This window comes from Micromonospora sp. IBHARD003, from assembly GCF_056106285.1.
Genome location: NZ_JBWBBX010000001.1, coordinates 4,725,175 through 4,739,945 on the forward strand (window position 1 = coordinate 4,725,175; position 14,771 = coordinate 4,739,945).

A 14,771-nucleotide genomic window follows, 5' to 3' on the forward strand; every position below is an offset into this window, starting at 1 on the left:
AGGGGAAGCGCCGGGTACGCCGACGACACCGATCGAGGAATGCACCGTGAGTCATGCCGAGTCCGTCAACGACCTGGTCGAGAAGTTCTACACGGTCGTGAAGCTGCCGCACGACCCGTTCACGAAGGCATTCCTCAATCGGTGCCAGTCGCACACCCTCAAGGTGAACGGCCGGTTCTACAAGTACTTCCAGGCCGGCAGCGGCCCGGCCGTTCTCCTCGTCCACGGCCTGAACACCAACCTGGGCAGCATGGTGGCCATCGCCGAGGAACTCCTCACCCAGGGCTACCGGGTGGTGCTGTTCGATGTGCCGGCGCACGGGGAGTCCCTGGGCGCCACGGGTGATCCCGCCGAGATACGCGCGGTACTGCGCGCCCTGTACGGAAGGATCACCGGCCTCCATGCGGTGGTCTGCCATTCCATGGGCGGGCTGTGGGCCCTTTCGGCATGGCACGGCGAGGTCACCGCCAGGACACTGATCACGATCTCGTCCCCGGTGGCCAAGATGTTCCTGGTCGAGAGGTACGCCGAATGGGAAGCGCTGGACGACGGTCAGGTCCGGGCCGTGATCGGGGAGATCGAGAGCAGGTTCGGAACGGCGGTGTGGGCCGAGTACTCGGCTCTGGAGGCCGCGAAGAAGATCGACGTACCCGGACTGATCATCCACGGGACGGCCGACGACTATGTGCCGCCGGCGCACGCCGGGCAACTGCACGCGAGCTGGCGGCATTCGACCGTGGAGCTCGTCGAAGGCGCGGGTCATTTCGACATCGTGGAATCACCCGAGGTACGGAAGCTCGTCTCCGCGTATCTGCGGAACATGAAATAAGGGGCGATCAATGGACACCACGGAAAAACTGCGCCGGCTTGCGTTCACACCCATGAGGACGCAGCCCCCGAACGCGACCCGGCCGACCCTCGAACTGGCCACGACCGAGGTCGAGGTCGTCGACGGCGGCAAAGTGGTCCACTACATCTGGGGCGAAGGGGAACGCAAGGTTCTGCTGGTCCACGGCTGGTCGGGCAACGCCGGCCATCTGACGGTGCTGGCCGACGCGATCGCGCAGTCCGGCTTCACGGTGGTCGTCGCCGATCAGCCCGGTCACGGCGAGTCGGAGGGAACGGAATCCTCCGTCGTCCACTTCGCCAAGGCCATCGAGGCCGCGAACGACCGGTTCGGCCCCTTCCACGCCGTCGTCGCCCACTCGCTGGGCGCCGCGGCCACGACGTACGCGATGTCGCAGGGGGTCGCCGCGGAACGGGTCGTGTTCGTCAACCCGGTCAGCAACTACACCAGTCTGTGGCGCCGCTCCGGCGAGGTCATGCAGGTCTCGCCTGACGTCATCGGACTGGTCCGCGAACGTGCGGAGGAATGGCTCGGGGTGTCGTTCGACGCCATCGAACCGGCCGTCGCGGCACGGGACTTCTCCGGCCGGCTGCTCGTCGTCCACGACGAGAACGACCCGGAGTCGCCGATCGCGGACAGCGAGGCTCTGGTGGCTGCCTGGGGGAACGGCGAGCTGGTCAGGGTCGAGGACCTGGGCCACACCCGGGTCCTGCGCGACGAGACCGTGGTCCGGCGTGCTATCGGCTTCCTGACGGCGGACGAGGGGACGTCGAGTCGGTGATGCACCAGGCGCGGTTACCGAGGAGAGCGGCCCGCTCCGGGTCGGACCGGCGGTGCGTATGACGACGCTCATCGTGGCCGGCCATGCGGCAGCCGCACTCGCCGTCGTCCTGGGCATCGGGTTCCTGGGTCGGTGGGCCGCCCGCGCGATCGGGCAGCCCGGGGTCGTCGGCGAGATCGCGGTGGGCATGCTGCTCGGGCCCGCCGTGCTCGGCTGGGCCTGGCCGCAGGCGCAGTCCGTCCTGCTGCCGGAGCCCGTGCTCGAGCCGCTGCGTCAGCTCGGGCACGCCGGTCTTGTGCTGTTCCTGGTAGGCGTCGCGCACGAGCTGCGGATGGACGACTCCCGCCTCAAGGACCGGGCCATCGGCTGGACGACGGCGGGCACCCTCCTGCCGTCCCTCGTGGCCGGTACGGCATTCGCCTGCTGGCTCGTCTGGTACGACCGGCCCGAGCTGCGGGGGACCGGACCCACCCTCGCCTTCGTACTGCTGCTCGCGACCACGACTGCGGTCTCGGCGGTGCCCGTGCTCGCCCGGATCCTCGCCGACCGCGGCATCACCACCACACGCGCCGGCCGGCTCGCGCTGACCTCGGCCGTGCTCGTCGACGCCGTTGCCTGGCTGCTCCTCGCCCTGGTGATCGGCATCGCCAAGGGGGGTGCGGGCGGTGTCGCGACCGCGGCCGCCGTGCTCGTCGCCGGTGCGCTGGCGACCACGCTGGGCCGTCGGCTGCTGGGGAACGGCCAGGTTGAGCGGTTCTGTGCCCGGTTGCCCTTGCTGGTGGCCGTACTGCTGGCCGGCTGTGTGCTCGGTGCGGCGGCGGTGGCGGAGTCCTGGGGACTCACCGCGATCTTCGGTGCGTTCGCGGTGGGTCTGATGATCCCGCCCGGTTCACCGCACTGGGACGCGCCGGTCCGCTGGGTGTCGACGCTGGGCCTGTGGCTGGTGCCGGTCTTCTTCGTCACCACCGGACTCAAGATATGGACGGGATCGACCGGGATTCCCTGGCTGGTGGCGATCGTGGCGACGGCGGTGGCCGTCCTGGCCAAGGTCGGCGGCGGCTATGCGTTCTCGCGCTGGGGCGGGGAGGGCCGCACCGAGGCACTCCGCCTGGGCGTCCTGCTCAACACCCGGGGCCTCACCGAGATCGTCCTGCTGCAGGCCGGGTACAGCGCCGGAGTGCTCACCGCCGGCCTGTACCTCGCACTGGTGGTGATGGCGGTGATCACCACCGCGATGACCGGCCCGCTGCTGACGCTGATCAACCGCAGGATGACGGAGGATGCCGTGGCGGCGCCCCGGGAGGAGCAACGGGCCACTACGAGTTGAGCCTTCCGGGGGCGGATCAGGGATCCGGGATACGGAATCCGCGGGGAGGCGGGCGGACGATGTTTCCGTCCGCCTCCCTCTTCGCTGTCACCTGAACAGGCGGCGCCGTTCTTGCTGTTGCTTGATCAGGTGGCGCCGTTTTCGCCGTCGCCCTGAGCAGGCGGCGCGCCGTCAGCCCCGGCAGGCGGATCTCCAGCGGACCGCAACCGAGCCGTCCGCTCGGCCTCGGTGGCCACGGAGCCGGATAGGGACCGCACTGCGGGCCAGGGTTCCACCACGCGTCCGTTGGGCATCGTCCGGCAGAAGTCCGCCCGGAACGTGCTCATTTGGCGTCCGAATACCGCTCCACCACCGCCGCCGTGAACGGAAACCGCACCGGTGTCTCCCCGAAGGTGATCCGGCCGGCCAGCGCAGCGGACGCGCGGATCGCCCGGACCACTTCTTCGGCCTCCTCGGCCGGGCAGTGCACGATGACCTCGTCGTGCTGGAAGAAGACCAGCTCCGCCCGCATGGCCGCGGTCGCCCTGCGCAGTGCGGCGAGCATCAGCAGCGCCCAGTCCGCGGCGCTGCCCTGCACCACGAAGTTACGGGTGAACCGGCCACGGGCCCGTGCATGGGTGGAGGCGTATCCGCGGCCGAACTCACTCGGTTCGGGCGACTCTTCGGCGGCCCCTTCCTGGGGAATGCCCGCCTCGTCGTCGTCGCCCGCACCGGCCGCCCGAGGACTGGTACGGCCGAGCCAGGTACGCACCAGCCGGCCCTCCTCGCCCGCACGGGCGGCGTCGTCCACATACGCCACGGCGAGCGGGAAGCGGCGGCGCAGCGCGGCGAGGTTCTTCAGGCCGTCGCCGCTGGTCTGGCCGTAGATCGCGCCCAGCAGCGCGAGCTTCGCATGGTCGCGGTCGCCGGAGAACGCCCGGTCCGACAGCCGTGTGTACAGATCGTCCTCGTGGCCGGCGACCTCCATCAGACCGGGATCACGCGAGATCGCGGCCAGCACCCGCGGCTCCATCTGGTCGGCGTCCGCGACCACCAGCCGCCAGCCCTCGTCCGCGACCACCGCGCGCCGGATCACCTTGGGGATCTGCAGCGCCCCGCCCCCGTTGGTCGTCCACCTGCCGGAGACCGTACCGCCGGGCAGGTACTCCGGCCGGAAGCGGCCGTCGCGCACCCAGTCCTGCAGCCAGCTCCAGCCGTGCGCCGTCCAGATCCGGTACAGCTTCTTGTACGCGAGCAGCGGTTCGACCGCCGGGTGGTCGATCTCCTCCAGCTCCCAGCGACGGGTGGAGCGGACCTTGATGCCGGCCTGGGCGAAGGCCCTGACCACATCCGCGGGCAGGTCGGGGCGCACCCGCCGCCCGAACGCGGCCGACACCTGGTCCGCGAGCTCGGCCAGTCTGCGCGGCTCGCCGCCGCCCGCGTAACGCTCACCGAGCAGCTCGTGCAGCAGCTCGCGGTGGACGTCGGCACGCCAGGGCAGCCCCGCTTGGTGCATCTCCGCGGCCACCAGCATGCCTGCCGACTCGACCGCGGTCAGCAGCCGCATCCTGCCGGGATGTTCGGCGGCCTCGTGTCTTCGCTGCTGCTCGGCGTACACCTCCAGCAGCCCTTCGAAGGGGACGGACGCCACCGGCCGCGGGTCGAACAACGAGGACTGCGAGCCCGGCACGGCGGCCCGCAGCGGCGGATCGGGCGGTACGGCCGCCTGCCGCAGCCGGGCCCAGGCGGCCGCGGCGGAGCGGGGCTCACCGAGCCGGCCCTCGTGCCCGAGCAGCAGCAGCTCCGCGTCCTCGATGTCGTAGCACCGCTCGACCCGGACACCGGCGGCGAGCAGCCGTGGGTAGACCTCGCCGGTCGACCGCCACACCCAGCGCCCCTCCCGACCGACCTCCGGCCGGGATGCGACGGCCGTGACGAGATCGGGCTCGGCCCGCACCGGGCCGGCGGGCAGGCCGTCCGGGCCGAGGGGCACGAGCAGGGCGCCGTCTCCCTCGGCCGGGGCCAGCGCCCACCGTTCGGTCATGGGCGCGAGTCTGGCAGCCACCACTGACAACCGCCGCCGCACGGCGCGGCACGCCGGTGCCTCCGGCTCCGGACGGACCTCCCGACGTGAGTGACGCAGAAGCACGCGGCCCTAGTCGCTGATCCGGCGCACCACCCGGGCCGGGTTCCCCACGGCCAGCACCCCCGCCGGGAGGTCCCGGGTGACCACGGCGCCCGCTCCGACCACCGTGTTCTCGCCGATGGACACCCCCGGGCAGACGATGACCCCACCGCCCAGCCACACGTTGTCGCCGATGGTGATCGGCTCGGCCTTCTCCCATCCCTGGCGCCGCCGCTCGGGGTCCATCTCATGGGTGGGGGTGAGCAGCTGGACGTTGGGGCCGATCTGCACATGTGCGCCGACGGTGATGGGCGCCGCGTCGAGGAAGACCGCGCCGAAGTTCACGAACGTGCCCGCGCCGATGCTGATGTACCGGCCGAAGTCGCACTGGAAGGGGGGCCGGATGCGGACGTCCGCGCCGACCGAGCCGAGGAGTTCGGAGAGAATCCCGGCACGGTCGGCGGGCGCGGCGCCGCCGTTCGCGTTGTACGCCGCACACAGGACGAAGCGCCGCTCGGTGTCGGCGGCAAGTTCGGGGTCGTCGGGCAGGTACCACTCACCTGCCAGCATGCGCCGTTTGTTCTCGCCCATGGGTCCACCGTAAGGGCCGGGCCGGACGGCCGGGGTTCTCTCGGCGCATACGCCCCAGGGGGGCTCAGCAGTTCGATATCCACAGCCTGTGGACGAGTCGGCCTCCCTGCGCCTCGGCGTCGATGACACCCCGCCGTGCCTGCTCGGGCGTCGCGTAGGCTCGCTCGACGTGGACGTGGTGGAGCAGGCACTCGGCGGCGCGCTGTACGCCGATGGCGACGACGCGCTCGACATCGGCGCGTCGCTGCTGGCCGCCGCTCCCGCCGCGGACGCGGAACTGGCACGGCGCGGCGAGGAGTTCGTGCGACGGGCCTGGGAGCGGGGCTGGCAGCCCGCCGATCTCGTACGGATCGTGCGCCGGGACCTCGAGGACGTCCACGTATCGCTGGCCGCCGGGCTGATCGCGAACGAGACGCGCAGATACGGGAAGGACCTGCCACCACGCTGGGCGGCGCAGCTGGCCGCACTGCCCGAGGGCGGGGCGGCGCAGCGGCCAGGGGACAGGTTTTCGCGGATGACGGCCGTACTGGAGCTGTACCGGCTGCTCGTGCGGCTCCCCGCGCTCGAACGTGCCGGACCCGTGCCCGGCACTCCCGTCCATCTCCCGTCCTCGGCCGCGGGGGACGAGCCCCGCATGCTGGTCAGGATCCGCGCGCTGCTCGCCAAGGCCGAGGCCACCGGCTTCCCCGAGGAGGCGGAAGCCCTCTCCGCGAAGGCGCAGCAGCTGATGGCGCGGTACAGCATCGACGAGGCCCTGCTCGCCGCCCGCACCCACCGCCCCGACGCCCCGGGCGTCTGCCGCATCGGAGTGGAAGCGCCGTACGAGACGGCCAAGGCGATCCTGCTCGACTCCGTGGCGACGGCGAACCGCTGCCGTGCCGTCTGGAACGGCGCTTTCGGCTTCTCGACCGTGATCGGGTTCGAAGCCGATCTGGACGCGGTCGAACTGCTCTACACGTCGCTGCTGGTGCAGGGCACCACGGCGATGACCCGAGCGGAGGCCGCCCAGCGCGCGGCGGGGCGCAAGCGCACCAAGACCTTCCGCCAGTCCTTCCTGCTGGCCTACGCGGACCGCCTGGGCGGCCGGCTGGCCGAGGCCGCGCAGGGGGCCGCGCAGGAGGCGGGCGCCGGTGAACTGCTCCCGGTGCTCGCCGCCCGCGAAGTCGCCGTCGCGGCCCAGGTGGACCGGCTCTTCCCGGAGACGGTCAGGACGCGGGTGCGCGGTGCCACGGACGCCGAGGGCTGGCAGCACGGCACGACAGCCGCCGACGCGGCCCGTATGCCCCCGTCCGTACGCCGTGACGGACTGCCGGGGTAGGACGGCCGGGGGCCGCGCCGGCGCCGCCGCGCGAAGGACCACGGCGGGACCGACCGCGGCGGGGGACCGCCGCGGGACGACTACTGCGGGGCGGCCGACGGCAGACCCGTCGGAAGGCCCGTCGGGAATCCGCCGGGGAAGTCGCTGCCGTCCGCCTTGATGAGGGAGTCCTTGGTCCCGCCGGTCCAGGACACGACCACGGTCTTCCCGTCGTGGGACTCGACCGTGCCCGCCGTGCGCTTGGTGTCGCCGTCCGTGCACTTCAGGGCCAGGGTGGGCTTCTCCGCACTCTTGACCGTGCCGCTGCAGACATGCTGGCCGGCGACCAGGGAGGCGTGGCCGTCCCTGATCGAGAGGGCGACGATCTCGCCGTTGCCCATGGAGGCCCAGGTGCCCTGGAGGTCCCCGGCCGCCGGTACGCCGGAGCTCCCGCCCGAGCCGCCTCCCGTCGTCGCGCCCGGAGGTGTCGATGCGCTGCCGGAGCCGCCCTTGTCCTGGGCGTCGCCTCCGCTGCTGCAGCCGGTCAGCGTGAGCGCGGCGGCGAGCCCCGCCGCGGCAACTCCCTTGCGTACGAGCGTGAACACGATGTCATCCCCCTGGTTGTGTGCAAGACGGCAGCAAGCTACCAGCCGCCGCCAGGACCACTCGGTCACTCCCGGTAGCAGGCCGGCATGCCGGGCGTGTGGTACGGCGCTTCACGACCGGCTCGCGCTGCTCACCGTGTGCGACCTTGCCCTTCTTCGCCATCAGATCTTCACCCTCCGGGCACGGATCCCGGCCACGGCCGCCTCGATGCCGATGTCTATGCGGTAAGAGGGCCCCGTGGGCTCACCGCGACACGGACAACGGGTCCGCTCAGCCAAACGGATGCACCATTGAGGTGTGGGAACGCCGAAGATCGACAGGCCGGAAGCGCTGGACGCCGACATGGAAGGCCATCGATTCGACATCGCCGATGCCGCAGTCATCGTGGTGGACCCGAACGGTCTGGTCCAGCACTGGAGCAGCGGTGCCGAGGCACTGTTCGGTCACGCTGCGGCAGAGGTGGTCGCACACTCCGTCAACCACGTGCTGGCGATCCCGTGGGACGAGCGCTGGGCGATGGTCGCGCAGCACCTGATCGGAAAGGGCTGGGCGGGCTCGCTCACGGCGCAGCACCGCGACGGCAGCCATCTGGACACATGGGCGCAGGTCTGCCCGCTGGGCCCCGATCACCAGGCCAGCTGGCTCATTGTGGCCACCGACCTCGCCACCTCGCAGGCGCGGGAGCGTGAGCAGGAGCTGCTGCGCGGACTGTTCACCCAGTCTCCGTTCGGTCTGGCCGTCGTGGACCCGCAGCTGAGGTTCGTCATGATCAACCCCGCCCTGGAGCGGATGGAGGGTGTCCCCGCACGGCTGCGGCTCGGGCGCCCACTCGCCGACACCGTTCCCGAGGAGGCCGGTCCGATGACGGAGGACCGCGCCCGGGAGGTACTGGAGACCGGTGAGCCGCAGGTCGTCATCTCCCACGTCGATCCCCCAGGCGCCTCTCCCCACCTCCCGCACGTCCGCTCCCACTCCTCCTTCAGGCTTCAGGACGCCGCCGGCCGCACCCTGGGCCTGGGCCAGGCGGTACTCGACGTCACCAGCTACTACCGTGCGCGACGACACCTCGCCCTGATCAACGAGGCCGGTGTCCGCATAGGCAGCACGCTGGATCTCGACCGCACCGTCCAGGAACTGGCCGAGGTGCTGATTCCGCAGGTCGCCGACTTCGTCGCCGTCGACCTGTGCACCGCAGTCATCCATGGCCAGGAGCCTGATCCGGTCCCTATCACCGGATCCGCCGAACTGCTCCGGAGCGCTCAGCAGTCCGTCCGGGAGGATCTCCCGGAATCCGTGGTTCCGCTGGGTGCGGCGGTCACCTACTCCGAGACGTCGCCTCAGTACCGCTGCGTGGCAACGGGCCGTCCGGTACTGGACCCCGTCGTCGACCTGTCGACCCCCTGGCTGTCTCACGACGCGGTGCGCTCGGCCAAGCTGAAGGAAGTCGGCATCCACTCCCACATGGTGGTGCCGCTGCGTGCCCGCGGCATCACCATGGGCGTCGCCACACTGGTGCGCTGGAAGCACCCCGAAGCCTTCGACGCCGACGACCTGCTCCTCGTGGAGGAACTCGCCGCCCGAGCGGCCGTCTGCATCGACAACGCCCGGCGCTTCGCACGCGAACACAACGCAGCCCTGTCCCTCCAGCGCAATCTGCTTCCCAAGGACCTGCCGGCCCCGACCGCAGTGGAAGTCGCGTACCGCTATCTCCCGGCCGACACCTACGCCGGCGTCGGCGGAGACTGGTTCGATGTGCTGCCCCTGTCCGGTACGCGCGTCGGCCTGGTCGTCGGCGATGTCGTCGGCCACGGAATGAACGCGGCCGTCACCATGGGAAGGCTGCGCACCGCCGTTCACACCCTGGCCGATCTCGACCTGCCGCCCGATGACCTTCTCTCCCACCTCGACGACCTGGTCGCCCACCTCGACGAAGAGGAGACCGCAGGCCGCCATGTCCCAGGGGTGATCGGGGCCACCTGCCTCTACGGCGTGTACGACCCCATCTCCCGCTCCGCCACCTTCGCCCGCGCGGGACATCCGCCGCCCGCCATCGCCCACCCCGACAAAGCCGTCGAATTCCTCGAGATACCGGCAGGGCCCCCACTCGGCCTCGGCGGCCTGCCCTTCGAATGCGCAGAAGTGCCGATCCCGGAGGGAAGCGTCCTCGCCTTCTACACCGACGGTCTGATCACCGCCTCCGCCGACCGCGACATCGAAACCGGCTTCACACAACTGGCCTTCGCGCTGGCGCATCCCGACCACCCGCTGGACGAAATCTGCGACGACATGGAGCGCCTTCTGCTGCAGGACCGTCCGCACGACGACGTCGCCTTCCTCGTCGCACGCCCACGCGCCCTCGGCGAAGAGGACCTCGCGACCTGGGACCTGCCCCGCGAGCTCCCCGCCGTCGGCGAGGCGCGGTCCCTCACCACCCGGCAGCTCGCAGCCTGGGATCTGGAGGACCTGGCCTTCACGGCCGAACTGATCGTCAGCGAGCTGGTGACCAACGCCATCCGCCACGCATCCGGCCCGGTCAGCCTCCGCCTCATCAGGGATGTGAACCTGATCTTCGAAGTCTCCGACGGCAGCCACACCTCCCCTCATCTGCGCCGTGCCCACACCAGCGACGAAGGCGGAAGAGGACTGTTCCTGGTGGCCCAGTTCGCCCAGCGCTGGGGAACCCGCTACAGCGCGGACGGCAAGACCATCTGGGCCGAACAGCTTCTTCCCACGGGCTGACGACCTCGCGCACCCCCGCCGGCCATGCGCCGGGGCCACATGACGACAGCCGTCTGCGCCGACCGGATCCCCCGGAACACCTCATGCTGTCCCGGGAGGCCGGACATCCGTCCGGATATCTCTCCACCGGAAGGCGTAGTCGAAAGGGCATGCCGCTGCCTGCATCGGCGTATCGGACCACCCTCACCCGGGGGAGCCCCTATGGGGCGATCGTCTCCCGTGGTCCGGTGCACGGCTCACCTGTCTGTCTGACGGTCCGTCATGTGCTGTGGACATCCGCCCGGTCGCGGCGGCGGCCCTGACCGGTCCGGGCTGCCGCCTCGCGGTGCCGCCGCCCTCGGGGCCCGGAGGGTCGCGCCAGGGGACGCGGTTGGGCGGCGCGGCAGAAGCGGAATCGCCGGTCCTCGAACGGGAGCGGATGTTCCGTGTCCGCCCCACCCGCCCGGACCCGCGACTACCGCGAAGCGGAAAGGTGCCCGGACGCTGGAGCCGGAAGGGCGTGGAATACGTCTCTTCCTCGTGAACGAGGAATCGATCCGTACGACCCGGCCCGGTCGACGGCTCATGCGAACGACGGGAATCCTCGGTGCTCCCGTGGTCAGGGTCGTCTCGCGGCAAGAGCTGTGACCGTGGGACCACAGTTCGTGCACGTGCATCTGCTCATGCATTCGCATATGAACGAAGCTATGATCCGAGACTGTTGACATCTGCACCTTGTGACTCGGGGAGCGTCCTGTGCACCACGTGTACAACGGCATGGCGGCGACGGAGATTCACGGGGCCGTCTGGCAGAAGAGCCGCCACAGCAACTCGCAGGGCTCGTGCGTGGAGTTCGCGAAACTCCCGGGCGGCGAGGTGGCGATGCGCAACTCGCGCTTCCCGGACGGGCCGGCGCTCGTCTACACGCCGGCGGAGATCGAGGCGCTGCTGCTCGGTGTGAAGGACGGGGAGTTCGACCATCTGGTCGGCGGCCTGCCCGGCCTTGGTGCGGGGCAGCCGGCGCCACGGGACCAGGTTGCCGCCGAATCCCCCGAGTCGCATGAGTCGAAGGCGTTTGATTCCGCGGGTCAACCCGCGTAGTTCACCCGGCGCAGCCGAACCGCCCCCGCGCACCGCGGGGGCTCAGTCCGGTCGGCCGTCCGGTCAGTCGTCCGCCTGGCTCGCCGGGAGCCGGAACAGCGCCCAGACGACCTTTCCGGCCAGGGGGCCCGCCAGTGGGTGCCAGCCCCAGCTGTCGCTGAACGAGTCGACGAGGAACAGCCCGCGCCCGCACTCCGCGGAGTCCTCCGCCTCGGACGCCACCGGACTGTCCTGACTGGGATCGCGCACCGCGCAGACCAGCCGTCCCGTCCAGCGCATCAGATGCAGCCGCACTTGCGGGCCCTCCGGGGCGACGCCGGGGGAGGGCTCCTGGTCGCGGGTGTCCGCGGGCAGGGCGTGCCGCAGCGCGTTGGTGACGAGCTCGGAGACAACGAGTGCGACGTCGTCGAAACGGTCGCTCAGCTCCCACTGGGTCAGGGTTCTGCTCGTGAACGTCCGTGCGCCGCGAACCGCTTCATAGCGGGCGGGAAGGGCGCAGGAGGCGGAGCTGGAGACGGTCGCGGGATCGATCGGCGGAAGGCCCTGCCGTAACGGCTCGAGCATGGTCGATCCATTCGTCCCCATGCGAGGCACTCCCGGGAATCGCGGCTGTGGCGCTACAACACGAACGAGTACGCAGGTGCGCGGGCTCCATGGTTCCGAATGCGGTAGGCAGATGCAAGGGCAGATGCACGTGCACGCGCCCGGCCTGTCCTGCCCCGTGCCGGTTCACGCCCCTTTCTTCCCGGAGCTTCTTCACGCTCTTTCCCAAAGGCTTCCCTTTTCCGTAATCGAATGAGTACGGGGTGAAGCGTTTTGGTGGCAGAATCCGGGGCTCGGGGTTCGGGGGTGCTCCGCGACACAGCAGCGTTGGGAGGGTTGGTAGCCGTGGCGCCAGTGGAGTCCTGGGTGTATCCCCAGTCCGAAGGCTCCGGGGGCGGGTCGGTCGTGCGCCGCATCCTGCTCGGCTCGCAGTTGAGACGTCTCCGGGAGTCGCGCGGCATCACGCGCGAGGCGGCCGGCTACTCCATCCGCGCATCCGAATCCAAGATCAGCCGTATGGAGTTGGGAAGGGTGAGCTTCAAGGCCAGGGACGTCGAGGACCTCCTCACGCTCTACGGCGTCACGGACGAGGCGGAGCGGGATTCGCTGCTCGGTCTGGCCCGTGAGGCCAATGTGGCGGGCTGGTGGCACAGCTTCGGCGACGTGCTGCCCGGCTGGTTCCAGACGTACATCGGCCTGGAGGGCGCCGCTTCGCTGATCCGTATCTACGAAGTCCAGTTCGTCCACGGCCTGTTGCAGACCGAGGCGTACGCGCACGCGGTCGTCTCGCGCGGTATGCCCGGTGCGCCAGCCGCCGAGATCGACCGGCGGGTGGCGCTGCGCCTGGAGCGCCAGAAGCTCCTGGTGTCGGAGCGCGCGCCGCGCCTCCATGTCGTGCTGGACGAGGCGGCCCTGCGCAGGCCCTACGGCGACCGTTCGGTGATGCAGGGGCAATTGAGGCATCTGATCGAGGTGTCCGAACAGTCCAGCGTCACCCTGCAGGTGATGCCGTTCAGCTTCGGCGGCCACGCGGGCGAGTCCGGAGCCTTCACCATGCTCCGCTTCCCCGAGTCGGACCTCTCGGACCTCGTGTACCTGGAACAGCTGACAAGTGCGCTGTATCTGGACAAGCCCGAGGAAGTCGCCCAGTACGAGCGGGTGATGGAGCGGCTGCACACGGATTCGCCGGGCCCCGGGGAGAGCCGCGACCTTCTGCGCGGTCTCCTCCAACTGACGTAAAACGACAGTACGATGACACGCCAACAGCGCCAACAGGAGTTTGCACCGTCTGCGCCTGCAGTTAGGGATCGTATGTCCTTCTTCACCGATCTGGCCCACCAGTACATCGACGGCGAGTGGCGGACCGGCAGCGGCTCGTGGGACATCATCGACTTCAATCCGTACAACGGGGAGAAGCTCGCGGCGATCACCGTGGCCACGGTCGCCGAGGTGGATCAGGCGTACCGGGCGGCCGAGCGGGCGCAGCGGTCGTGGGCGCGGACCAATCCGTACACCCGCCGGCGGGTCTTCGAGCGCGCCCTGAGCATCGTCGACGAGCGCAGCGAAGAGATCACCGAGGCGATCGCGGAGGAGCTCGGCGGGACCCGGGTGAAGGCGGCTTTCGAGATCGGCCTCGCCAAGGAGTTCCTGCGCGAGGCGATACAGCTGGCGGTGCGTCCCGAGGGCCGGGTGCTGCCGTCCCTGGTGGACGGCAAGGAGAACCGCGTCCTGCGGCTGCCCGTCGGCGTCATCGGTGTGATCACTCCGTACAACTTCCCTTTCCTGGTGACCATCAAGTCGGTCGCGCCGGCCCTCGCGCTCGGCAACGCGGTGGTCGTCAAGCCCAACCAGAACACCCCCGTGGTCGGTGGCGGTCTGATCGCCAGGATCTTCGAGGACGCGGGACTGCCGCCGGGTCTGCTCAACGTCCTGGTCACCGACATAGCCGAGATAGGTGACGCGCTCATCGAGCACCCGGTCCCGAAGGTGATCTCGTTCGCCGGTTCGGACCGCGTCGGCCGCCATGTCGCGGCGGTCGCTGGCAGCAACTTCAAACGGTCGATCCTGGAGCTGAGCGGCAACGGCGCGCTGGTCGTCCTCGACGACGCCGATGTGGACTACGCCGTGGCCGCCGCGGTCTTCAGCCGCTTCATGTACCAGGGCCAGGTGTGCATGGCCGCCAACCGGATCCTCGTGGACCGGTCGCTGGAGGCGGAGTTCACCGAGAAGTTCACCGCCAAGGTGGCGGCGCTGCGCACCGGTGACCCGCGCGACCCCGGGACCCAGATCGGGCCGGTCATCAACAACTTCCAGGCCGATGCGCTGGCCGGACTGGTGGAGCAGGCGGTGGCGGACGGTGCCCAGGCGCTCGTCCGGGGCCGGGTCCGCGGCAATGTCGTCGAGCCGACCGTGCTGTCAGGGCTGCCCGAGGACTCACCGCTGCTGAGGCAGGAGATCTTCGGCCCGGTGGCGCTGCTGGCGTCGTTCGACGGCGAGGAGGAAGCCCTGCGGATGGTCGACGACAGTCCGTACGGCCTCAGCGGCGCGGTCCACACCGGCGACGTCGAGCGCGGTGTGCGCTTCGCCCACCAGGTCGAGAGCGGGATGTTCCACGTCAACGACTCGACGATCCAGGACGAGCCGCTGGTCGCCTACGGTGGCGAGAAGCTCTCGGGGCTCGGCCGGCTGGGCGGCGACGCGACGGTGGAGGCATTCACCACCCAGAAGTGGATCTCCGTGCAGCACGGCCGTACGAGGTTTCCCCTCTGAGGTCGAAAGCGGCCGGGCCTCCGCACGTCGAGGACAGAAGCTGACCGCAAGGGTCCGTAGCTTGTGTGGTGTCAAGGCAACAGGCAC

Annotated in this window: 11 protein-coding genes and 1 pseudogene; 8 read left to right on the forward strand and 4 right to left on the reverse strand. The window is 70.3% G+C overall.

The features are described from left to right. Positions 1 to 46: 46 nt before the first annotated feature. The 3 genes from ACTWOL_RS21005 to ACTWOL_RS21015 are packed head-to-tail and all read left to right on the forward strand — an operon-like array spanning position 47 to position 2,955. A complete protein-coding gene (locus ACTWOL_RS21005) occupies positions 47 to 829 on the forward strand; it encodes an alpha/beta fold hydrolase (RefSeq protein ID WP_474298301.1) in 783 nt (260 codons plus the stop codon). A gap of 10 nt (positions 830 to 839) precedes the next feature. Next, positions 840 to 1,628 carry an alpha/beta hydrolase gene (locus ACTWOL_RS21010; protein WP_474298302.1) on the forward strand — a complete coding sequence of 263 codons (789 nt, stop codon included), beginning with the start codon at positions 840 to 842 and terminating at the stop codon, positions 1,626 to 1,628. 58 nt (positions 1,629 to 1,686) lie between these two features. Further along, positions 1,687 to 2,955 (forward strand): cation:proton antiporter, encoded by a 1,269-nt coding sequence (locus ACTWOL_RS21015; RefSeq protein WP_474298303.1) that lies wholly within the window; start codon positions 1,687 to 1,689, stop codon positions 2,953 to 2,955. 322 nt (positions 2,956 to 3,277) lie between these two features. On the opposite strand, the gene ACTWOL_RS21020 is transcribed toward ACTWOL_RS21015, so the two are convergent. Together ACTWOL_RS21020 and ACTWOL_RS21025 are read right to left on the reverse strand one after the other, a co-directional pair. After that, entirely contained in the window at positions 3,278 to 4,978 is a 1,701-nt protein-coding gene (locus ACTWOL_RS21020) for a bifunctional 3'-5' exonuclease/DNA polymerase (RefSeq protein ID WP_474298304.1), read from the reverse strand. A gap of 111 nt (positions 4,979 to 5,089) precedes the next feature. Then, complete coding sequence (locus ACTWOL_RS21025; protein ID WP_474298305.1) at positions 5,090 to 5,650, reverse strand: sugar O-acetyltransferase; 561 nt, start codon at positions 5,648 to 5,650, stop codon at positions 5,090 to 5,092. An 88-nt stretch (positions 5,651 to 5,738) separates the two neighbouring features. Between ACTWOL_RS21025 and ACTWOL_RS21030 the strand changes: the two genes are divergently transcribed. Beyond that, positions 5,739 to 6,968 carry a DUF2786 domain-containing protein gene (locus ACTWOL_RS21030; RefSeq protein ID WP_474298306.1) on the forward strand — a complete coding sequence of 410 codons (1,230 nt, stop codon included), beginning with the start codon at positions 5,739 to 5,741 and terminating at the stop codon, positions 6,966 to 6,968. An 80-nt stretch (positions 6,969 to 7,048) separates the two neighbouring features. On the opposite strand, the gene ACTWOL_RS21035 is transcribed toward ACTWOL_RS21030, so the two are convergent. After that, positions 7,049 to 7,552, reverse strand: a complete 504-nt coding sequence (locus ACTWOL_RS21035) for a hypothetical protein (protein WP_474298307.1) — start codon at positions 7,550 to 7,552, stop codon at positions 7,049 to 7,051. Between the two features lie 298 nt (positions 7,553 to 7,850). Here ACTWOL_RS21035 and ACTWOL_RS21040 point away from each other — a divergent pair, with 298 nt between their 5' ends. Both ACTWOL_RS21040 and ACTWOL_RS21045 read left to right on the forward strand, forming a co-directional pair. Beyond that, positions 7,851 to 10,292, forward strand: a complete 2,442-nt coding sequence (locus ACTWOL_RS21040; protein WP_474298308.1) for a SpoIIE family protein phosphatase — start codon at positions 7,851 to 7,853, stop codon at positions 10,290 to 10,292. A 756-nt stretch (positions 10,293 to 11,048) separates the two neighbouring features. Continuing rightward, a pseudogene (locus ACTWOL_RS21045) lies at positions 11,049 to 11,258 on the forward strand (DUF397 domain-containing protein); the annotation flags it as partial. A 177-nt stretch (positions 11,259 to 11,435) separates the two neighbouring features. Here ACTWOL_RS21045 and ACTWOL_RS21050 read toward each other — a convergent pair. Further along, positions 11,436 to 11,957, reverse strand: a complete 522-nt coding sequence (locus ACTWOL_RS21050) for an ATP-binding protein (protein ID WP_474298309.1) — start codon at positions 11,955 to 11,957, stop codon at positions 11,436 to 11,438. Between the two features lie 312 nt (positions 11,958 to 12,269). Between ACTWOL_RS21050 and ACTWOL_RS21055 the strand changes: the two genes are divergently transcribed. Both ACTWOL_RS21055 and ACTWOL_RS21060 read left to right on the forward strand, forming a co-directional pair. After that, positions 12,270 to 13,154, forward strand: coding sequence for a helix-turn-helix domain-containing protein (locus ACTWOL_RS21055; RefSeq protein WP_474301215.1), 885 nt, complete (start codon positions 12,270 to 12,272; stop codon positions 13,152 to 13,154). Positions 13,155 to 13,226: 72 nt separating this feature from the next. Then, complete coding sequence (locus ACTWOL_RS21060; protein WP_474298310.1) at positions 13,227 to 14,684, forward strand: aldehyde dehydrogenase family protein; 1,458 nt, start codon at positions 13,227 to 13,229, stop codon at positions 14,682 to 14,684. Positions 14,685 to 14,771 lie beyond the last annotated feature (87 nt).